This is a genomic window from Ideonella sp., from assembly GCF_036277275.1.
Taxonomy (GTDB): Bacteria; Pseudomonadota; Gammaproteobacteria; order Burkholderiales; family Burkholderiaceae_C; genus Ideonella.
The window spans coordinates 22,505-43,228 of record NZ_DASUNH010000106.1; the positions used below are offsets into that span (position 1 = coordinate 22,505).

General features: G+C 64.9%; 21 protein-coding genes and 1 tRNA gene. 20 read left to right on the plus strand and 2 right to left on the minus strand.

Features of this window, described 5'->3' with window-relative positions:
- Nucleotides 1–339 carry an ISC system 2Fe-2S type ferredoxin gene (gene fdx / locus VFY73_RS18190; protein WP_329721351.1) on the plus strand — a complete coding sequence of 113 codons (339 nt, stop codon included), beginning with the start codon at nucleotides 1–3 and terminating at the stop codon, nucleotides 337–339.
- Nucleotides 340–422: 83 nt separating this feature from the next.
- Here fdx and VFY73_RS18195 read toward each other — a convergent pair whose 3' ends face one another.
- Nucleotides 423–737: a hypothetical protein gene (locus VFY73_RS18195; protein WP_329721353.1), complete on the minus strand. Its 315-nt coding sequence runs from the start codon at nucleotides 735–737 to the stop codon at nucleotides 423–425.
- Nucleotides 738–845: 108 nt separating this feature from the next.
- On the opposite strand from VFY73_RS18195, the gene tsaD reads away from it, so the two are divergent.
- Nucleotides 846–1,886 (plus strand): tRNA (adenosine(37)-N6)-threonylcarbamoyltransferase complex transferase subunit TsaD, encoded by a 1,041-nt coding sequence (gene tsaD / locus VFY73_RS18200; protein ID WP_329721355.1) that lies wholly within the window; start codon nucleotides 846–848, stop codon nucleotides 1,884–1,886.
- A 73-nt stretch (nucleotides 1,887–1,959) separates the two neighbouring features.
- Here tsaD and VFY73_RS18205 read toward each other — a convergent pair whose 3' ends face one another.
- Complete coding sequence (locus VFY73_RS18205; RefSeq protein WP_329721357.1) at nucleotides 1,960–2,832, minus strand: zinc metalloprotease; 873 nt, start codon at nucleotides 2,830–2,832, stop codon at nucleotides 1,960–1,962.
- Nucleotides 2,833–3,241: 409 nt separating this feature from the next.
- Here VFY73_RS18205 and rpsO point away from each other — a divergent pair, with 409 nt between their 5' ends.
- The 18 genes from rpsO (at nucleotide 3,242) to nuoL (ending at nucleotide 20,702) form a co-directional block, all read left to right on the plus strand.
- Nucleotides 3,242–3,511 (plus strand): 30S ribosomal protein S15, encoded by a 270-nt coding sequence (rpsO, locus tag VFY73_RS18210; protein WP_324154658.1) that lies wholly within the window; start codon nucleotides 3,242–3,244, stop codon nucleotides 3,509–3,511.
- 295 nt (nucleotides 3,512–3,806) lie between these two features.
- Nucleotides 3,807–6,122, plus strand: coding sequence for a polyribonucleotide nucleotidyltransferase (gene pnp, locus VFY73_RS18215; protein ID WP_329721359.1), 2,316 nt, complete (start codon nucleotides 3,807–3,809; stop codon nucleotides 6,120–6,122).
- 20 nt (nucleotides 6,123–6,142) lie between these two features.
- Nucleotides 6,143–7,138: an NAD(P)H-quinone oxidoreductase gene (locus VFY73_RS18220; RefSeq protein WP_329721361.1), complete on the plus strand. Its 996-nt coding sequence runs from the start codon at nucleotides 6,143–6,145 to the stop codon at nucleotides 7,136–7,138.
- Between the two features lie 23 nt (nucleotides 7,139–7,161).
- Entirely contained in the window at nucleotides 7,162–7,902 is a 741-nt protein-coding gene (gene tpiA, locus VFY73_RS18225; protein WP_329721363.1) for a triose-phosphate isomerase, read from the plus strand.
- 45 nt (nucleotides 7,903–7,947) lie between these two features.
- Nucleotides 7,948–8,322 carry a preprotein translocase subunit SecG gene (gene secG, locus VFY73_RS18230; RefSeq protein WP_329721365.1) on the plus strand — a complete coding sequence of 125 codons (375 nt, stop codon included), beginning with the start codon at nucleotides 7,948–7,950 and terminating at the stop codon, nucleotides 8,320–8,322.
- Nucleotides 8,323–8,515: 193 nt separating this feature from the next.
- Nucleotides 8,516–8,600, plus strand: a tRNA-Leu gene (locus VFY73_RS18235).
- 176 nt (nucleotides 8,601–8,776) lie between these two features.
- Nucleotides 8,777–9,136, plus strand: coding sequence for an NADH-quinone oxidoreductase subunit A (locus VFY73_RS18240; RefSeq protein WP_329721367.1), 360 nt, complete (start codon nucleotides 8,777–8,779; stop codon nucleotides 9,134–9,136).
- 111 nt (nucleotides 9,137–9,247) lie between these two features.
- Complete coding sequence (locus VFY73_RS18245; RefSeq protein WP_328577948.1) at nucleotides 9,248–9,724, plus strand: NuoB/complex I 20 kDa subunit family protein; 477 nt, start codon at nucleotides 9,248–9,250, stop codon at nucleotides 9,722–9,724.
- 24 nt (nucleotides 9,725–9,748) lie between these two features.
- Entirely contained in the window at nucleotides 9,749–10,348 is a 600-nt protein-coding gene (locus tag VFY73_RS18250; RefSeq protein WP_329721368.1) for an NADH-quinone oxidoreductase subunit C, read from the plus strand.
- 138 nt (nucleotides 10,349–10,486) lie between these two features.
- On the plus strand, nucleotides 10,487–11,740 hold the full coding sequence (locus VFY73_RS18255; protein WP_329721370.1) for an NADH-quinone oxidoreductase subunit D: 1,254 nt from the start codon (nucleotides 10,487–10,489) through the stop codon (nucleotides 11,738–11,740).
- Nucleotides 11,737–12,267: an NAD(P)H-dependent oxidoreductase subunit E gene (gene nuoE / locus VFY73_RS18260; RefSeq protein ID WP_329721372.1), complete on the plus strand. Its 531-nt coding sequence runs from the start codon at nucleotides 11,737–11,739 to the stop codon at nucleotides 12,265–12,267. Before VFY73_RS18255 ends, nuoE begins: the two co-directional genes overlap by 4 nt.
- A gap of 4 nt (nucleotides 12,268–12,271) precedes the next feature.
- Nucleotides 12,272–13,654 (plus strand): NADH-quinone oxidoreductase subunit NuoF, encoded by a 1,383-nt coding sequence (gene nuoF, locus VFY73_RS18265; RefSeq protein WP_329721374.1) that lies wholly within the window; start codon nucleotides 12,272–12,274, stop codon nucleotides 13,652–13,654.
- Between the two features lie 12 nt (nucleotides 13,655–13,666).
- A complete protein-coding gene (nuoG, locus tag VFY73_RS18270; protein ID WP_329721376.1) occupies nucleotides 13,667–15,979 on the plus strand; it encodes an NADH-quinone oxidoreductase subunit NuoG in 2,313 nt (770 codons plus the stop codon).
- 26 nt (nucleotides 15,980–16,005) lie between these two features.
- Nucleotides 16,006–17,067 (plus strand): NADH-quinone oxidoreductase subunit NuoH, encoded by a 1,062-nt coding sequence (gene nuoH, locus VFY73_RS18275; protein WP_329721378.1) that lies wholly within the window; start codon nucleotides 16,006–16,008, stop codon nucleotides 17,065–17,067.
- An 18-nt stretch (nucleotides 17,068–17,085) separates the two neighbouring features.
- On the plus strand, nucleotides 17,086–17,583 hold the full coding sequence (nuoI, locus tag VFY73_RS18280) for an NADH-quinone oxidoreductase subunit NuoI (protein WP_329721380.1): 498 nt from the start codon (nucleotides 17,086–17,088) through the stop codon (nucleotides 17,581–17,583).
- Nucleotides 17,584–17,607: 24 nt separating this feature from the next.
- Nucleotides 17,608–18,246 carry an NADH-quinone oxidoreductase subunit J gene (locus VFY73_RS18285; protein WP_329721382.1) on the plus strand — a complete coding sequence of 213 codons (639 nt, stop codon included), beginning with the start codon at nucleotides 17,608–17,610 and terminating at the stop codon, nucleotides 18,244–18,246.
- Nucleotides 18,247–18,313: 67 nt separating this feature from the next.
- Complete coding sequence (gene nuoK, locus VFY73_RS18290; protein ID WP_329721384.1) at nucleotides 18,314–18,631, plus strand: NADH-quinone oxidoreductase subunit NuoK; 318 nt, start codon at nucleotides 18,314–18,316, stop codon at nucleotides 18,629–18,631.
- A 28-nt stretch (nucleotides 18,632–18,659) separates the two neighbouring features.
- Complete coding sequence (gene nuoL, locus VFY73_RS18295; protein WP_329721386.1) at nucleotides 18,660–20,702, plus strand: NADH-quinone oxidoreductase subunit L; 2,043 nt, start codon at nucleotides 18,660–18,662, stop codon at nucleotides 20,700–20,702.
- Nucleotides 20,703–20,724: the final 22 nt, after the last annotated feature.

Genomic DNA, 20,724 nt, shown 5'->3' on the forward strand with positions numbered 1-20,724 from the left:
ATGCCTGTGATTCGAATCCTTCCCCATGCCCAGCTGTGCCCGCAGGGCGCCGAGATCCAGGCCGAGCCCGGCGTGTCGGTGTGCGAGGCGCTGCTTGAAAACGGCATCGCGATCGAGCATGCCTGCGAGATGAGCTGCGCCTGCACGACCTGCCATGTGATCGTCAAGAAGGGCTTTGACTCGCTCGGCGAGCTCGACGAGATCGAGGAGGACCTGCTGGACAAGGCCTGGGGCCTGACGCCGACTTCGCGCCTGTCCTGCCAGGCGATCGTGTCCGACGAGGACGTGACGATCGAGCTGCCGAAGTACACGATCAACCACGCCCGCGAGAACCACTGAGGCGTCTCGGCCCGGGCCGGAGCCCGGAAGCGACTGAGCCAGGCAGTGCCTGGCTCAGTGCGTGGGATGATGCGGTGTTCGCGTCAGGCCGTCAGCCGGCGGAACCAGCCGGCGAAGTCGGGCCGCCAACGGCCGGTGGCGGGCGCGGCGGTGCGCACGTCCAGCACATTGCGGGTGGCCAGGAACTGCAGCAGCGCGCGCACTTCCGCGGGTTTGACGCCATCACGCTTGAGCAGCGACGCTTCGCTGATATGGCGCTGGGACAGGTCGCTCAGCAACCGGCGGAAGCCGGTGCGGCGAAATTCGGCAGGAAGGTCCGGCCAGGAAAGCAGTTTGTATTCTTTCATACCCAACGTTCGCTCAAATTTTTTGCCCAGCATCGCGAGGCTTTTGGCCACGTTAGCACGCTATTCTCCGCCTTTGACATTGTCCTGGCTCCGATTCAAATCCGGGTTGGCAAAGCAAGGGAAGTCGTGTAGCAAGCCACGGACCAGACCTACACCATCATGAACATTCTGGGGTTCGAATCGTCCTGCGACGAAACCGGCGTCGCCGTGGTCTCCTTCGAGGGCGGTGAGATGCCGCGCCTTCGCGGCCAGGCCTTGCATAGTCAAGTGCAGATGCACGAGGCCTACGGCGGCGTGGTGCCGGAACTGGCTTCGCGCGACCATGTCCGCCGCGCACTGCCGCTCGCCGAAGCGGCGCTCGCCGAAGCGGGGTTGCGCGTGCAGGACATCGATCTTGTCGCCTTCACGCGCGGCCCTGGCCTGGCCGGGGCGCTGCTGGTGGGGGCTGGTGTGGCTTGCGGGCTGGCGGCGGCGTTGTGCCGTCCCACGCTTGGCATCCACCATCTGGAAGGGCACCTGCTGTCGCCGTTCCTGTCTGCCGATCCGCCGCAGTTTCCGTTCGTTGCGCTGCTCGTCTCCGGTGGGCACACCCAGCTGATGCGGGTCGACGGGGTGGGGCGCTATGAGTTGCTGGGCGAAACCATCGACGACGCAGCGGGCGAGGCTTTCGACAAGTCGGCCAAGCTGCTGGGCCTGGGTTACCCCGGTGGGCCTGCGCTGGCCCGCTTGGCCGAGCTCGGCAACGGCCACGCGTTCGAGTTGCCACGCCCGCTGCTGCACCAGCCGAACCTCGATTTTTCGTTTGCTGGCCTGAAGACCGCGGTGATGACGACACTCAAGCGCCTGGGGCCCGAGGTGTCGCCCGAGCAGCGTGCCAACCTGGCCGCGAGCACGCAGGCGGCGATCATCGAGGTGCTGGTGCGGAAGTCGATGCGTGCCTTGCGCGAGACGGGGCTGCGCCGCCTGGTGGTCGCTGGCGGCGTCGGGGCGAACGCGATGCTCAGAAGTGAACTCGGTGCGGCCTGCACCAGGATGGGAGTGGAAGTGCACTACCCCGAACTTCATCTGTGCACTGACAACGGCGCCATGATCGCATTGGCGGCGGCCATGCGGTGTCAGGCGGGGCTGGCTGTCTTGAGCGACGAGCATCGGTTTTCCGTCCGGCCGCGTTGGGACCTGGCCGAGGCGGGCCAGAGCTGAAGATCCTCGAAGAAAAAAGCCGGCCACGAGGGGCCGGCTTTCAAGCATCCGGCAAGAACCGGGCGGGCCCTTGTCAGGGCGTGCGATATTGAGCGTGCATCTGGTCCATGCGGGTCGATTGGCCTGCGGTGAACTTGTTCATGCAGCTGTCGTCGGTGTAGTCCATGAAGTTGGTGATCGGGTCCAGGCCAGCCTTCGAGCTGCAGCTGTCGCGGCCGGTCGGGCAACCAAAGGCGGCAGACTTCTCAGCCGGCGTGTCCTTGACCGAGTCGCCCGGCTTCTGGCAACCGCCCTGGAAGGTGTGGTACAGGCCCAGCCAGTGGCCGACTTCGTGCGTGCCGGTGTCGCCTTCGTTGTAGGGAGCAGCATTGCCGCCCGGGACGCTGGAGTACAGAACCACGACGCCGTCCTGCTTCGGCTGCGCCTGGTAGTTGCTCGGGAACGTGGCCCAGCCCAGCAGGCCGCCGCTCGGGTTGGCGCTGTAGAAGTTCAGCGCGTCGGCGCCGCCCTTGCGCAGCGCCGCCTTGGCGTTCTTCTCGGCGGTGGAGCCCGGCGACATGGCGTACCAGGTGGCGTTGGTCGTGCGGTCAACGCCTGCCAGCGTGAACTTGAACGGGGTGCTGGCGTAGGCAGCGTTCAGGACGTCCATCTGGGCGTCGATTTGCGACTGGGGGATGTCGCCGTTCGACAGGCCGGTGCCCTTGTTGATGACGTGGAACCAGACCGGGACCGTCACGCTGCCGATGGCGCGGTGCGCATCGCCGCCACGCGCGGTCTTCATGCGCAGGAAGGCGGTCAGGTTGTCGTCGATGCGGGCGCGCTCGCTGGCTTCGGGCGCCACGGTGTAGCAGCGGTGGCTCAGGTGGTCGTCCTTCGCAGCGAAAGCCAGGTTGGCGGTCGCCAGCGCCGCGATCGCGGCCAGCAGGGCAGTGGTCTTCAGTCGCATGGAAATCCTTCGTTGAAATCAAAGGGTTGGGCAGGTCCTTCGAACGCATGGATGGGTGAGATCCAGCGCCCGCTCCTCGTTACGGGCCTGCTTGAGCGGCGCAGTATCCGAGCCGAATCCGAGCCGATCAAGGCGTTTAGCCCTCGGTCGGCGCGGTTGGCGACCTTTCGATGAAGCTTCATGATCATCGAGCGGGCGGGTGTGTCGGGCCGTAACCGATTCAGGGTCTGAATGGGCTGATCAGCTATACTCCGCAGGTTTTGCGTTCTGGCGCCTTGGCGCTTGAAGGCGAAGCAGGCACGACACGGGTCGGTTTCACCCGTGATCGCAAGTGAAAACCGGAAACCGTTCGGCCAACCTGCACCGTGCAGGGCGTCGGCGGCTTCCATATATCCATAAGGAAATCGCCATGTCTGTGGCTGACATCAACAAGGCCGACATCGTCAAGGCCCACGCCCGCGGCGCCGCCGATACCGGGTCCCCCGAAGTCCAGGTCGCCCTGCTGACGGCTCGCATCAACGAGCTGACCCCGCACTTCAAGGCCCACCTGAAGGACCACCACGGCCGTCGCGGCCTGCTGAAGATGGTCAACCAGCGCAAGCGCCTGCTGTCCTACCTGAAGGACAAGGACGCCGACCGCTACACCGCGCTGATCCAGAAGCTGGGCCTGCGCAAGTAAATCGCCGCCGAATGATCCCGACCGCCTCCAGGTCACCACAAGCGATGTCCGTCCCCCGTGGGGGAGGGTGTCTCTTGGGGCGACCGGGCGGTCGATCCAAGAGCCTGTCCGGGGTTTGCTCCGGCACAGGCTTTTTGTTTTTCGGTTTGTAGGAGCAGGCTGCCACGGTTGTTGCTGTGTCATTCCAGGAGGCTGTTTTGCCGCCTGCTGGAATGGCATACGACCCGCCGCCGTCTTGCTCCCGGTTCTTCCGGGTGCCACCGCAAGTGCGCCGCAAAATCACCGGAGACTATCCATGAGTATGTTCAACAAGGTCACCAAGACCTTCCAATGGGGCTCGCACCAGGTCGTGATGGAAACGGGCGAAGTGGCCCGCCAATCCAGCGGCGCCGTCATCGTCAACATCGAAGACACCGTGGTGCTGGCCACCGTGGTGGCCAAGAAGGAGGCCAAGCCCGGCCAGGACTTCTTCCCGCTGACCGTCGACTACATCGAGAAGACCTACGCCGCCGGCAAGATCCCCGGCAGCTTCTTCAAGCGTGAGGGCCGCCCCAGCGAGCTGGAGACGCTGACCAGCCGCCTGATCGACCGTCCGATCCGCCCGCTGTTCCCGGATGGCTTCTTCAACGAAGTCCAGGTCGTCGTGCATGTGCTGAGCCTGAACCCTGAAATTCAGGCTGACATCGCCGCGATGATCGCCTCCAGCGCTGCGCTGGCTGTGTCCGGCATCCCGTTCAATGGCCCGATCGGTGCCGCCCGCGTGGGCTACATCAACGGCGAATACGTGCTGAACCCGGGCAAGACCCAGCTGGCCGATTCGAAGATGGATCTGGTCGTCGCCGGTACCGAAGCGGCCGTGCTGATGGTCGAGTCCGAGGCTGATCAGCTCCCGGAAGACATCATGCTCGGCGCCGTGGTCTATGGCCACGACCAGGGCAAGATCGCGATCAACGCGATCCACGAGCTGGTGCGTGACGCCGGCAAGCCGGTGTGGGAATGGCAGGCGCCCGCGAAGGACGAAGCCTTCATCGCCAAGGTCACCGAACTGGCCGAAGGCCCGCTGCGTGCCGCCTACCAGATCCGTTCGAAACAAGCCCGCACGCAAGCCTGCCGCGAAGCCACCGCCAACGTGATGGCCTCGCTGAAGGCCGAAGGCATCGAGTTCGACAGCGTGGCTGTCGAGGGCCTGCTGTTCGAGATCGAAGCCCGCATCGTGCGCGGCCAGATCCTCGCTGGCGAGCCGCGCATCGATGGCCGCGATACCCGCACCGTGCGTGCCATCGAGATCCGCAACGGCGTGCTGCCGCGCGTGCATGGCTCGGCCTTGTTCACCCGCGGTGAAACGCAGGCGCTGGTCGCCGCCACGCTGGGCACCGAGCGCGACGCGCAGATGATCGACGCCCTGGCCGGCACGTACGACGAGCGCTTCATGCTGCACTACAACATGCCCCCGTTCGCTACTGGCGAAACCGGTCGCGTGGGCAGCCCGAAGCGCCGCGAAATCGGCCACGGCCGCCTGGCCAAGCGTGCGCTGGTCGCCGCGCTGCCGAGCAAGGAGGACTTCCCGTACACGATCCGCATCGTCTCGGAAATCACCGAGTCGAATGGTTCGTCGTCGATGGCCTCGGTGTGCGGCGGCTGCCTCGCGTTGATGGACGCCGGCGTGCCGATGAAGGCCCACGTGGCTGGCATCGCGATGGGCCTGATCAAGGAAGCCAATCGCTTCGCCGTGTTGACCGACATCCTCGGCGACGAAGATCACCTGGGCGACATGGACTTCAAGGTGGCCGGCACGACCGCCGGCATCACTGCCTTGCAGATGGACATCAAGATCCAGGGCATCACCAAGGAAATCATGCAGGTCGCGCTGGCGCAAGCCAAGGAAGCGCGGATGCACATCCTGGGCAAGATGGTCGAGGCCATGGGCGTCGCGAAGACGGAAGTCAGCCAGTTCGCCCCGCGCCTGTACACGATGAAGATCAACCCGGAGAAGATCCGCGACGTGATCGGCAAGGGCGGCGCCACCATCCGCGCGCTGACCGAAGAAACCGGAACGACGATCGACATCGGCGAAGACGGCACCATCACGATCGCCTCGACCGACGCCGACAAGGCCGAGTTCGCCAAGAAGCGCATCGAGGAAATCACCGCCGAAGCCGAAGTGGGCAAGGTCTACGAGGGCCCGGTCACCAAGATCCTGGACTTCGGTGCCCTGGTCAACATCCTGCCCGGCAAGGACGGCCTGCTGCACATCAGCCAGATCGCGCACCAGCGCGTCGAGAAGGTCGAGGACTTCCTGAAGGAAGGCCAGATGGTCAAGGTCAAGGTGCTCGAGACCGACGAGAAGGGCCGCATCAAGCTGTCGATGAAGGCCTTGCTGGAGCGCCCTGAAGGCATGGAAGAAGAGCCGCGCTTCGAGCGTCCGCGCCGTGAATACGGTGACCGGGGTGATCGTGGCGGCGACCGTGGTGGCCGGGGCGGCGACCGTGGCGACCGGGGTGACCGCCCCCGCCGCGAGCGTGCCGAGCAGCGCCCGGAAGGTTCTGCCGCTGATGCGCCGGCCGAAGAAGGCCAGGCTCAGCAACAGCAGCAAGACCAGCAACAGCAGTAAAGCCTGGCTGAGCGACGCCCATGCGAGCCATCACGATCCGCGAGTTCGGTGCCCCCGAGGTGCTGGTCGAGGCCGAGCGCCCCGACCCGCAGCCCGCGGCCGGCGAGCTGCTGATCCGCGTGGCCGCATCTGGCGTCAACCGGCCGGACGTGCTGCAGCGCAAGGGTGCCTATGCGCCACCGCCGGGCGCGTCGGACCTGCCGGGCCTGGAGATCGCGGGCACCATCATCGGTGGTGATGTCGTCGAGTTGGCGGCCGCGGGCTTCAAGCTCGGTGACCATGTCTGCGCGCTGGTCGCTGGTGGTGGCTATGCGGCGCTGTGCGCAGCGCCGATCGCGCAGTGCCTGCCCGTGCCGGCGGGCTGGAGCGACACCGAGGCTGCGACGCTGCCCGAGACCTTCTTCACCGTCTGGTCGAACGTGTTCGATCGCGGTGGCCTGAAGGCCGGCGAGACACTGCTGGTGCAGGGCGGATCGTCCGGCATCGGCGTGACGGCGATCCAGCTGGGCAAGGCAATGGGCGCGACGGTGATCGTCACCGCCGGCAGCGACGAGAAGTGCGCCGCATGCGTGGCGCTCGGTGCGGACCACGCGATCAATTACCGCGCCGTCGATTTCGCTGCCGAAGTGAAGCGGTTGACCGATGGTCGCGGCGCTGACGTGGTGCTCGATATGGTGGCCGGCGAATACGTGGCCCGCGAGCTGAGTTGCCTGGCCGACGACGGCCGGCTGGTCATCATCGCAGTGCAGGGTGGCGTGAAGAGCGAAATCAACGCCGGCGAAGTGCTGCGCCGGCGGCTGACGATCAGCGGCTCGACGCTGCGGCCGCGGCCGGTGGCCTTCAAGGCCGCGATCGCGGCGTCATTGCGCGACAAGGTATGGCCGCTGATCGAAGCGGGTCGAATCAAACCGGTGATCGAGCGAGTGTTCGATGCTGCCGATGCCGCTGCGGCCCATGCGCTGATGGAGTCGAGCCAGCATGTCGGCAAGATCGTGCTGCGCTGGCCCGGCGCCTGATCAACTAACAAAGAGTCAAGAAGATGAGACGCAAACTGGTGGCTGGCAACTGGAAGATGCATGGCAACCACTCGGCCAATGCCGAGTTGCTGGCCGGCATCGTCGCGGCGCGGCCTTTTGTCTGCGACGTGGCGGTCTGCGTGCCTTTCCCCTATCTGTCTGAAACGGCCGTGGCGCTCGCCGGCAGCGATATCCGCTGGGGTGCGCAAGACTGCTCGGTGCACGAGCAGGGTGCGTACACCGGTGAGGTGTCGGCCGGCATGCTGCACGAGTTCGGTTGCCGCTACGTGATCGTTGGTCACTCCGAGCGGCGCGCCTACCACGCTGAAGGCGACCAGCTCGTGGCGGACAAAGCCAAGGTGGCCTTGGCGCGCGGCGTGACGCCGATCGTCTGCGTTGGCGAAACGTTGGCGCAGCGCGAGGCTGGCGAAACCGATGCGGTCGTCAAGCGCCAACTGTCGGCAGTGATCCACACGCTGGGCCACTGTGTCGGGGAGATGGTCGTGGCCTACGAGCCGGTCTGGGCCATTGGCACCGGTCGCACCGCGACGCCCGAGCAGGCGCAGGCCGTGCATGCACTGCTGCGCGCGCAGCTGCACGCGGCGACGCCGCACGCGGACGTGATGCCCATCCTCTACGGCGGCAGCGTCAAGCCCGACAACGCCGCCACGCTGTTCGCCCAGGCCGACATCGACGGCGGCCTGATCGGTGGTGCTTCCTTGAAGGCGGCGGATTTCGTCGCCATCTGCCGCTCGGCGGGCTGAGAGCCCATCGCGTCGGCGCATTGAGTTTTTCGGAGTCTTCACAACATGCAAATCTGGTTGAACCTGCTGGTCGTCGTGCAAATGCTGTCCGCGATCGCAATGATTGGCCTGGTGCTGGTGCAGCACGGCAAGGGCGCCGACATGGGCGCTTCCTTCGGCAGCGGCGCATCGGGCAGCCTGTTCGGTGCCACCGGCAGTGCGAACTTCCTGTCGCGCTCGACGGCGGTCTGCGCCGCGGTCTTCTTCCTGGCCACCCTCGGCCTGGCCTTGCTGTCGAGCGGTGTGTCGAGCGAGGATGCTGGCGGCAGCGTGTTGGACCGCGCGGCCCCCGCCGCGGTGGCGGCTTCGGATGCTGCTTCGGCGGCGGCCTCTTCGCCTGCGCCCGCGGCTTCTTCGGCACCGGCCATCCCGACGCAGTGATCATGGGATTTGCGCCGCATCAGGAACGCATAAGTCTGCTGTTGTGATGCGGCAAAACCCTGGGAACAGCCTGACAATCAGGCTAGAATCCGAGGCTGTTCAGCGAGCCATCCTCAAGCAAGCTGAGCAGCAACGCGAATGTGTTTGTGATGCGCGCATGATGGCGCTCAAAGCAGCTTCGCAAGGTGCACGTGCCGACGTGGTGAAATTGGTAGACACGCTATCTTGAGGGGGTAGTGGCGAAAGCTGTGCGAGTTCGAGTCTCGCCGTCGGCACCAGAGTTCAATCGTCCAGGCCCTCATCCGGCGTCTGGGCGGGCGCCCTGAATCGATACAGGGAAAGAGCTGGGCGCGCTGGGTTCGTCGAGCGATCGGCCAGTAGCCGGCGTTCGCCGGGCGGCGCGCCTTTTTCGTGGCCGGATGGGACAACAGACGCGACTGCTGGACACCCGACCATGGACCTGCAACCCTACCTCCCCGTCATCCTCTTCATCCTGGTCGGTGCGGCGGTCGGTGTGCTGCCCCAGATCATCGGCTTCATCTTCGGCCCGAACCGGCCCGATGCCGAAAAGAACTCCCCCTACGAATGCGGCTTCGAGGCCTTCGAAGACGCACGCATGAAGTTCGACGTTCGCTACTACCTGGTGGCGATCCTGTTCATCCTGTTCGATCTCGAAATCGCCTTTCTCTTTCCATGGGCGGTTGCGCTGAAAGACATCGGCGTGGCGGGGTTCTGGGCCATGATGGTTTTCCTGACCATCCTGGTGGTGGGCTTCGTCTACGAATGGAAGAAGGGCGCTCTCGACTGGGAGTAGTGGAGCCCCCCTCGAACGAGACGGGTACGCCGGCCGATCCTTGAAAGGGTGTGGGCCGGCAGGCAGACGCCCGCGGCTCGGTCCGCTCTGCTTCGACGCACTGGAAACACAATGGGTATCGAAGGCGTTCTGAAAGAAGGCTTTGTCACCACCTCGGTCGACAAGCTGGTGAACTGGTCCAAGACCGGTTCGTTGTGGCCGATGACGTTCGGTCTGGCCTGCTGTGCGGTCGAGATGATGCACGCCGGTGCGGCGCGCTATGACATCGACCGCTTCGGCATGCTGTTCCGGCCCAGCCCGCGGCAAAGCGATCTGATGATCGTCGCCGGCACGCTGTGCAACAAGATGGCGCCGGCGCTGCGCAAGGTCTACGACCAGATGGCTGAGCCACGTTGGGTGCTGTCGATGGGTTCCTGCGCCAACGGCGGCGGCTACTACCACTACAGCTACTCGGTGGTGCGCGGTTGCGACCGCATCGTGCCGGTCGACGTCTACGTGCCCGGCTGTCCGCCGACGGCCGAAGCGCTGCTCTACGGCATCCTGCAGTTGCAGGCCAAGATCCGCCGCGAAAACACGATCGCCCGCTAAATCGCCCTCAGGTCTTAGGCAAGCATGACGCAGAAACTCGACAACCTGCAGGCGGCGCTCGAAGCCGTGCTCGGCGGGCGCATCAAGCAATTCAAGCGCGATCGCGGCGAGATCGCCATCACGGTGGCCGCGGCCGATTGGGCCGAGGTAGCCACCCAACTGCGCGACGATTCGCGCCTGCGCTTCGAGCAATTGATCGACCTGTGCGGCATGGACATGTCGGCCTACAAGGATGAGCCGAACGACCGCGCGCGGTACGTGGTCGTGTCGCACCTGCTGTCGGTCAGCCTGAACTGGCGCCTGCGCGTCAAGGTCTTCGCGCCTGACGACGATCTTCCGGTGGTTCCCTCGGTGACGCCGATCTGGAGCTCGGCCAACTGGTTCGAGCGCGAAGCGTTCGACCTGTACGGCATCATCTTCGAAGGCCACGCGGACCTGCGCCGCATCCTGACCGACTACGGCTTCATCGGCCACCCCATGCGCAAGGATTTCCCGGTCTCGGGCCACGTCGAGATGCGCTACGACGCCGAAACGCGCCGAGTGGTCTACCAGCCGGTGACCATCGAGCCGCGCGAGATCACGCCGCGCGTGATCCGCGAAGACAACTACGGCGGCCTCCAATGAAGCCCCCACGCTCCCTTCCGGTCGCTGCCCCCCAGAGGGGCTTTTGCAGCGGCCCGGCAAAGCCGGATCCGCGCAAACCCCTTGGCTTGGTTGGCTTGCTGAGTCGCTGGCCACGCAACGGGCAGCGGAGCAACTGATATGGCTGAGATCAAGAACTACACGCTGAACTTTGGCCCCCAGCACCCGGCTGCGCACGGTGTGCTGCGCCTGGTGCTCGAGCTCGATGGCGAGGTCATCCAGCGCGCCGACCCGCACATCGGCCTGCTGCACCGCGCGACCGAGAAACTGGCCGAGAGCAAGACTTTCATCCAGTCGCTGCCCTACATGGATCGCCTCGACTACGTGTCGATGATGTCCAACGAGCATGCGTACTGCCTGGCGATCGAGAAGCTGCTCGGCATCGACGTGCCGCTGCGCGCGCAGTACATCCGCGTGATGTTCGACGAGATCACCCGGCTGCTGAACCATCTGCTGTGGCTTGGCGCGCACGGGCTCGACTGCGGCGCGATGAACATCCTGATCTACTGCTTCCGCGAGCGGGAAGATTTGTTCGACATGTACGAGGCGGTGTCGGGCGCGCGCATGCACGCGGCCTACTACCGCCCGGGTGGTGTCTACCGCGATCTGCCGGACGCGATGCCGCAGTACAAGGTCAGCAAGATCAAGAACGAGCGCGCGATCAAGAAGCTCAACGAGAACCGCCAGGGTTCCCTGCTGGACTTCATCGACGACTTCTGCGCCCGCTTCCCGAAGAACGTCGACGACTACGAGACGCTGCTGACCGACAACCGCATCTGGAAACAGCGCACCGTCGGCATCGGCGTCGTGTCGCCCGAGCGTGCGCTGAACCTGGGTTTCAGCGGCCCGATGCTGCGCGGCTCCGGCATCGCGTGGGATCTGCGCAAGACGCAGCCCTACGAGGTCTACGCCAACATGGACTTCGACGTGCCCGTCGGCGTGAACGGCGACACCTATGACCGCTACCTGGTCCGCATCGAAGAGCTGCGCCAGTCCAACCGCATCATCAAGCAGTGCGTCGACTGGCTGCGCAAGAACCCCGGCCCGGTCATCACCGACAACCACAAGGTGGCGCCGCCTTCGCGCGTGGACATGAAGTCCAGCATGGAAGAGCTGATCCACCACTTCAAGCTCTTCACCGAAGGTTTCCACGTGCCCGAAGGCGAGGCCTACGCGGCGGTGGAACACCCGAAGGGCGAGTTCGGCATCTACCTGGTCAGCGACGGTGCCAACAAGCCATACCGCCTGAAGATTCGCGCCCCCGGCTTCCCGCACCTGGCGGCGCTGGACGAAATGGCGCGTGGCCACATGATCGCCGACGCTGTCGCGGTCATCGGCACCATGGACATCGTGTTTGGCGAGATTGATCGATGAGCTTGAGTGAACCCACCAAGGCGTCCGTGACGCCACTGCCAGCGGCGACGCTGGAGCGTTTCGCGAAGGAAGTCGCCAAGTACCCCGCCGACCAGAAGCAGTCGGCGGTGATGGCTTGTCTGTCGATCGTCCAGCAGGAACAGGGTTGGGTGTCGATGCAGGCCGAGGCCGAGATCGCTGCGTACCTGGGCATGGCGCCGATCGCCGTGCACGAGGTCACCACCTTCTACAACATGTACAACCAGCAGCCGGTCGGCAAGTACAAGCTGAACGTCTGCACCAACCTGCCTTGCCAATTGCGCAATGGGCAGACGGCGCTCGAGCACCTGTGCAGCAAGCTCGGTGTCGAAGACGGCGGCACGACGGCCGATGGCCTGTTCACCGTCGCCAAGTGCGAGTGCCTGGGTGCCTGTGCTGATGCCCCGGTGATGCTGGTCAATGACCGGCAGATGCTCAGCTACATGCAGCCCGAGAAGCTCGACGATTTGGTCGCACTGATTCGCGCTGAAGCTGGAAAGGCTGCCTGACGCCATGGCTCTCGATCTCTCGCGCTTCCAGGCCAGCGGCCTCGAAACCTGTTTTCACGATCGCCACATCGGCGCCCAGATCTACGCCGGCCTGAACGGCAAGAACTGGCGCCTGGCCGACTATCAGGCCCGCGGCGGCTACCAGGCCCTGCGCAAGGTGCTGGGCCAGGGCGGCGGCGAGCCGATGACCCCCGACCAGGTGATCGCCGAGGTCAAGGGCTCGGGCCTGCGCGGCCGCGGCGGCGCAGGCTTCCCGACTGGCCTGAAGTGGAGCTTCATGCCGCGCGCGTTCCCGGGCCAGAAGTACCTGGTCTGCAACTCCGACGAAGGCGAGCCCGGCACCTGCAAGGACCGCGACATCCTGCAGTACAACCCGCACATCGTCATCGAAGGCATGGCCATCGCTGCCTACGCGATGGGCATTTCGGTCGGCTACAACTACATCCACGGCGAGATCTTCGGCACCTACGAGCGCTTCGAAGCCGCTCTGGAAGAAGCCCGTGCCGCCGGCCTGCTGGGCGACAAGATCCTCGGCAGCAACTTCAGCTTCCAGCTGCACGCCTTCCATGGTTTCGGCGCCTACATCTGCGGCGAAGAAACCGCGCTGCTCGAATCGCTCGAAGGCAAGAAGGGGCAGCCGCGCTTCAAGCCGCCGTTCCCGGCCAGCTTCGGCCTGTACGGCAAGCCGACCACGATCAACAACACCGAGACCTTCGCGGCGGTGCCCTGGATCATCCGCAACGGCGGCCAGGCCTACCTCGACTGCGGCAAGCCGAACAACGGCGGCACCAAGATCTTCTCGATGGTCGGTGACGTCGAGCGCCCCGGCAATTACGAGATCCCGATGGGCACGCCGTTCTCGAAGCTGCTGGAGCTTGCCGGTGGCGTGAAGGGTGGCAAGAAGCTGAAGGCGGTGATCCCCGGTGGCTCATCGGCCCCGGTGCTGCCGGCCCACACGATGATGGACTGCACGATGGACTATGACTCCATCGCCAAGGCCGGCTCGATGCTGGGCTCGGGCGCGGTCATCGTGATGGATGACACCCGCTGCATGGTGAACAGCCTGCTGCGCCTGTCGTACTTCTACATGCACGAATCCTGCGGCCAATGCACGCCGTGCCGCGAAGGCACCGGCTGGCTGTGGCGCGTGGTCAACCGCATCGAGCATGGCGAAGGCCGCGCCGACGACCTGACCCTGCTCGACAACGTGGCCGAGAACATCATGGGCCGCACGATCTGCGCGCTGGGCGACGCAGCGGCCATGCCGGTTCGCGGCATGCTCAAGCACTTCCGCGACGAGTTTGCCTACCACGTCGAGCACAAGACCTGCATGGTCGGTGGGGGTGCACACAAGCACGCCCACGCTCACGCCACCGCCACGGCCTGACGACGAAACAACATGGTTGAAATCGAACTCGACGGCAAGAAGGTCAGCGTCATCGAAGGCAGCATGGTGATGCATGCGGCCGACGCCGCCGGCACCTACATCCCGCACTTCTGCTACCACAAGAAGCTCTCGATCGCGGCCAACTGCCGCATGTGCCTGGTCGAGGTGGAAAAGGCACCCAAGCCGATGCCGGCCTGTGCCACGCCGGTGACGCAGGGCATGATCGTGCGCACCAAGAGCGAGAAGGCGCTCAAGGCCCAGCAGTCGGTGATGGAGTTCCTGCTCATCAACCACCCGCTGGACTGCCCGATCTGCGACCAGGGCGGCGAGTGCCAGCTGCAGGACTTGGCCGTCGGCTATGGCGGCTCGGCCTCGCGCTACCAGGAAGAAAAGCGCGTCGTGTTCCACAAGAACGTCGGCCCGCTGATCTCGATGGAAGAGATGACGCGCTGCATCCACTGCACCCGCTGCGTGCGCTTCGGCCAGGAAGTGGCCGGCGTGATGGAGCTGGGCATGATTCACCGCGGCGAGCACTCCGAGATCACCACGGTGGTCGGTGAGACGGTCGACTCCGAGCTGTCGGGCAACATGATCGACATTTGCCCCGTCGGTGCGTTGACGAGCAAGCCTTTCCGCTACTCGGCCCGCACGTGGGAGCTGTCGCGCCGCAAGAGCGTCAGCCCGCATGATTCGACCGGCGCGAACCTGATCGTCCAGGTCAAGAACCAACAGGTGATGCGTGTCGTTCCGCTCGAGAACGAAGACGTCAACGAATGCTGGATCGCCGACCGCGACCGCTTCAGCTACGAGGCCGTCAGCAGTCCGCAGCGACTGACGCAGCCGATGATCAAGCAAGGCGGCCAGTGGCAAGTGGTGGACTGGAACACTGCGCTCGGCTACGTCGCCGATGGCTTGAAGCGTGTGAAGGTCGAGTTCGGTGCGGAATCGATCGGCGCGCTTGGCAGCGTCAGCAGCACCGTCGAAGAGCTGCACCTGTTGGCCAAGCTGGTGCGTGGCCTGGGCAGCGACAACGTCGACCACCGCCTGCGCCATGCCGATTTCACGGCAGGCGAGGGCGTTCAATGGTTGGGCATGCCGATCGCAGCGTTGTCCAAGCTGGACCGCGTGTTCGTCGTCGGCTCGTTCCTGCGCAAGGACCATCCGCTGTTCGCGCAGCGCATCCGCCAGGCCGCGCGCCATGGCGCAAAGGTGCTGAGCTTGAATGCGGCGCACGACGACTGGGCCATGTCCGTCGCCGCGCAGCTGACGGCCGCCCCAGGCTATTGGGCCCAGGCGCTGGCAGACGTCGCCGGCTACATTGCCACCGCCCGCGGCGTCAATGCACCGGTGCAGGCGATGGTGTCGCCGCAAGCCGAGGTGTTGGCCAACGCGCTGCTGACCGGTGAGCGCAAGGCCATCCTGCTCGGCAACGCTGCCGCGCAGCACCCGCAAGCCTCGACGCTGCTGGCGTTGGCCAACTGGATCGGCGAGCAGACCGGCGCGACCGTCGGCTTCCTGACCGATGGCGGCAACCGTGTCGGTGCGCAGCTCGTCGGCGCGCAGCCTGCCAACGGTGGTTTGAACGCCGGCCAGATGCTGACCCAGCCGATGAAGGGCCTGCTGCTGCTGAACGTCGAGCCCACGCTCGACGCCGCCAACGCTGCGGCCGCGCGCACTGCGCTGCAGGGCTCTGGTCTGGTCGTTGTGCTGACGGCGTTCAAGGACGCCGCGGTCGACAACGCCGACGTGCTGCTGCCGATCGCGCCGTTCACCGAAACCGGCGGCAGCTTCGTCAACGCCGAAGGTCGCCTGCAAAGCTTCCACGGTGTCGTGCGTGCGCTGGGCGACAGCCGGCCGGCCTGGAAGGTGCTCCGTGTACTTGGTAACCTGCTGGGCCTGCCGGGCTTCAGCCAGGAGTCGGTTGAAGAGGTGCGGGCCGAAGCACTCGGTGATGCCAGCACGCTGGCGCAACGCCTGTCGAACGCGACCAAGGCGGGTTTCCAGCCACCGGCGCCCGTGCAAGGTCTGCAGCGTCTGGCCGACGTGCCGATCTACGCCACTGACAGCCTGGTGCGCCGTGCGGTCTCGCTGCAGCTGACCGCCGACGCCAAGGCGCCGGTGGTTCGCCTGCCGCAGGCTGTGTGGGCCCAACTGGGCCTGCAAGACGGCACCAAGGTGCGCGTGTCGCAGGGCAGCGCCAGCGCCGTGCTGCCGGCCCACCTGGACAACAGCCTCGCCGCGAACGTGGTGCGTGTGCCCGCCGGGCACGCGGACACGGCCTCGCTGGGTGCGATGTTCGGCCCCATCACCGTGGAAGTGGCCTGAGGCCCGAGCAGGACGCAGGAATCCTCATGATCGATAGCTTCAATCAAGCTGGCCTCGAGCTGATGGGCGGCGTGCTGTGGCCGGTGGTCTGGTCGCTGATCAAGATCGTCGTCGTGGTCGCCCCGCTGATGGGCTGCGTGGCCTACCTGACGTTGTGGGAACGCAAGGCCATCGGCTGGTCGCAGATCCGTCCCGGTCCGAACCGTGTCGGCCCGTTCGGCCTGCTGACGCCGATCGCCGACGCGGTCAAGCTGGTCTTCAAGGAAATCATCCGCCCGACCGCGGCGAACAAGGGTTTGTTCTTCCTCGGCCCGGTGATGACCATCATGCCGGCGCTGGCCGCCTGGGCAGTGATCCCCTTCGGCCCCGAGGTCGCGCTGGCCAACGTGAACGCGGGCCTGCTGTTCCTGATGGCGATCACCTCGATGGAGGTCTACGGCGTCATCATCGCGGGCTGGGCGTCAAACTCGAAGTACGCGTTTCTCGGTGCGTTGCGTGCCTCGGCGCAGATGGTCTCTTACGAGATCGCGATGGGCTTTGCGTTGGTCGTCGTGCTGATGGTGTCGGGCAGCCTGAACATGACCGACATCGTGATGGTGCAGGGCCAGGGCCGCATGGCCGACATGGGCCTGGGCGTGCTGTCGTGGAACTGGCTGCCGCTGCTGCCGATCTTCGTCGTCTACTTCATCTCGGGTCTGGCCGAGACCAACCGGCACCCGTTCGACGTGGTCGAAGGCGAGTCGGAGATCGTTGCCGGCCACATGATCGAGTACTCGGGCATGGCGTTCGCGATGTTCTTCCTCGCCGAATACGCCAACATGATCCTGGTGTCGACACTGTGCGTGTTGATGTTCCTGGGCGGCTGGCTGAGCCCGTTCGCTTTCCTGAGCTTCATTCCCGGCTGGATCTGGCTCGGCATCAAGGTCTTCGTGGTCGTCACGATGTTCCTGTGGGTGCGCGCCACGTTCCCGCGCTTCCGCTATGACCAGATCATGCGTCTGGGTTGGAAGATCTTCATCCCCGTCACGCTGGTGTGGCTGGTCGTCGTGGGTCTGTGGATCCAGTCGCCGTTCAACATCTGGCCCTAAGGCGAGGTCGCACAAGCTATGTCTACCGTCGCTTCCCTCAAAGACCTTTTCTCCAGCTTCCTGCTGACGGAGTTGTGGAAGGGCCTGATGCTCACCGGCCGTCACTTCCTGTCGCCGACCATCACGGTGCAGTTTCCGGAAGAGAAAACGCCGCTGTCACCGCGCTTTCGTGGCCTGCATGCGTTGCGCCGCTATGAAAACGGCGAAGAGCGCTGCATCGCCTGCAAGCTGTGCGAGGCGGTCTGCCCGGCGCTGGCGATCACGATCGAATCGGACGTGCGTGCCGACGGCTCGCGTCGCACCACGCGCTACGACATCGACCTGACCAAGTGCATCTTCTGCGGCTTCTGCGAAGAGAGCTGCCCGGTCGACTCGATCGTCGAAACCCACATCTTCGAGTACCACGGCGAAAAGCGCGGCGACCTGTACTTCACGAAGGACATGCTGCTGGCCGTCGGCGACCGCTACGAAAAAGAGATCGCCGCCAACAAGGAGGCCGACGCGAAGTACCGCTGACCAGCGGCTTCTCGCGAGACAACGATGAATACGACCTCCGCTTTGTTCTATCTGTTTTCGGCCGTGCTGCTGGTGTCGGCCTTCCGGGTCATCACCGCCCGCAGCACGGTGCACGCCGCGCTGTTCCTGGTGCTGGCCTTCTTCAATGCCGCCTGCGTGTGGATGCTGCTGAAGGCCGAGTTCCTGGCGATTGCGCTGGTGCTCGTCTACGTCGGCGCGGTGATGGTGCTGTTCCTCTTCGTGGTGATGATGCTGGACATCAACACCGACAGCCTGAGAGAAGGCTTCTGGTCGAACTTTCCGCTCGCTGCGTTCATCGGCGTGCTGATCGCGCTCGAGATGGCGCTGGTGCTCAAGGGCGGCTTCCGCTTGACCGACGCGGCGCCGATGCCGGAAGACCTGGCCAAGCTGGGCAATACACGCGCACTGGGCAAGATCGTCTACACCCAGTACCTCTACCCGTTGCAGGTGGCGGCAGTGCTGTTGCTGGTGGCCATCATCGCGGCGATCGCGTTGACGCTGCGCAAGCGCAAGGACAGTCGCTATCAGAACCCGTCCGAGCAGGTGCGGGCCAAGAAGGCCGACCGCGTCCGTCTGGTCAAGATGGATGCGGTGATCGAGAAGCCGTCCGCGCCCGCCACGCCGGAAGGAGGCAAAGCATGAGCCCGCAGAGCCGCCTCAAGGGCGAATTCCCCCTCGGGGGGACGGCGCGTAGCGCCAAGGGGGCCGCATGACCGCCACTGGCATCACCCTGGGCCACTACCTCTCGCTCGGCGGCATCCTGTTCGCCTTGTCGGTGGTCGGCATCTTCATGAACCGGCGCAACCTGATCGTGCTGTTGATGGCGATCGAGTTGATGCTGCTCGCCGTCAACATGAACTTCGTCGCCTTCTCGCACTACCTGGGCGACATGGACGGACAGGTGTTCGTGTTCTTCATCCTCACCGTGGCGGCCGCCGAATCGGCAATCGGCCTGGCGATCCTCGTCGTGCTGTTCCGCAACCGGGCCACCATCGCCGTGGACGAGCTGGACTCCCTCAAGGGCTGACGGCGCACCCCAACGCCCCAAGAAGAACATGTCTGCACAACTCTCCCAGAACCTGCTCCTGACGGTGCCGTTGGCGCCGCTGGCCGGCTCCGTGATCGCCGGTCTGTTCGGCAAGGCGGTGGGCCGGCGCGGCGCGCACCTGATCACCATCCTCGGCGTGCTGATCGCCTTCATCGTCTCGGTGATGGTGTTGAAGTCCGTCGCGCTCGAAGGCGCGCGCTACAACGCCACGGTCTACGAGTGGATGAACCTCGGCGGCCTGAAGATGGAGGTCGGCTTCCTCATCGACGGCCTGACAGCGATGATGATGTGCGTGGTGACCTTCGTGTCGCTGATGGTGCACATCTACACCATCGGCTACATGGAAGAAGACCCCGGCTACCAGCGCTTCTTCTCGTACATCTCGTTGTTCACCTTCTCGATGCTCATGCTGGTCATGAGCAACAACTTCCTGCAGCTGTTCTTCGGCTGGGAAGCAGTGGGCCTGGTGTCGTACCTGCTGATCGGCTTCTGGTACAAGAAGCCGACCGCGATCTTCGCCAACATGAAGGCCTTCCTGGTCAACCGGGTCGGCGACTTCGGCTTCATCCTCGGCATCGGCCTGATCGTCGCCTACACCGGCTCGCTGAGCTATGCCGAGGTGTTCGGCAAGGCCGAAGAGTTCGCCAAGCTGACGTTCCCGATGCCGCTGTGGGGCGACCAGTGGATGCTGATCACGGTCACCTGCATCTGCCTGTTCATCGGCGCGATGGGCAAGAGCGCGCAGTTCCCGCTGCATGTGTGGCTGCCCGATTCGATGGAAGGCCCGACCCCGATCTCGGCGCTGATCCACGCGGCAACGATGGTGACGGCCGGCATCTTCATGGTGACGCGCATGTCGCCGCTGTTCGAGTTGTCGGACACCGCGTTGAGCTTCGTCATGGTGATCGGCGCCATCACCGCGTTGTTCATGGGCTTCCTGGGCATCATCCAGAACGACATCAAGCGTGTCGTTGCCTACTCGACGCTGTCGCAGCTGGGCTACATGACGGTGGCGCTGGGTGTCTCGGCCTACTCGGTCGCGGTGTTCCACCTGATGACCCACGCGTTCTTCAAGGCGCTGCTGTTCCTCGGCGCGGGCTCGGTGATCATCGGCATGCACCACGACCAGGACATCCGCAACATGGGCGGCCTGCGCAAGTACATGCCCATCACCTGGATCACCTCGCTGCTGGGTTCGCTGGCGCTGATCGGCACACCGCTGTTCTCGGGCTTCTACTCGAAGGACTCGATCATCGAAGCCGTGCACGCCAGCCACCTGCCGGGCTCGGGCTTCGCCTACTTCGCGGTCGTGGCCGGCGTGTTCGTGACCGCCTTCTATTCGTTCCGGATGTACTTCCTCGTCTTCCACGGCAAGGAACACTTCCATCACAAGCCGTTCCCGCCGGAAGACCACGGTGCGCACGAAGAGCCGGGCGACCACAGCGAAGTGCACGTGCCGCATGAGTCGCCGTGGGTCGTGACCGCGCCGCTGATCCTGCTGGCGCTTCCCTCGGTCTTCATTGGTTTCCTGACGATCGGGCCGATGCTCTACGGTGACTTCCTGAAGGATGCGATCACCGTCGACGCCGCTGCCCATCCCGCCATGGCGGAAATGGCCGCAGCGTTCCACGGCGCATGGGGCATGGCGGTTCACGGCCTGACCACGCTGCCGTTCTGGCTGGCGCTCGCCGGTGTCGTCGTCTCGTACTTTTTCTACATGGTCAAGCCGGGCATCCCGGCGGCGATCGCGCGCACCTTCGCGCCGATCGTCCGGATCCTGGAGAACAAGTACTACATGGACTGGATCAACGAGAACATCCTCGCCGCCGCGGCGCGCTCTCTCGGGCGCGGGCTGTGGAAGGGCGGTGATGTCGCGGTGATCGACGGCCTCGTGAACGGCACGGCCAGCACGGTCGGCGCCTTCTCGCGCGTCGTGCGCACGGTGCAGACCGGCTACCTCTCGTGGTACGCGCTGGTCATGGTGCTGGGCGTGTTCGGGTTGTTGACATGGCAACTGTGGCCTTACCTGCTGGGCCTGATCGCTCACTGACGAACAAGAGCGGAGAACAAGA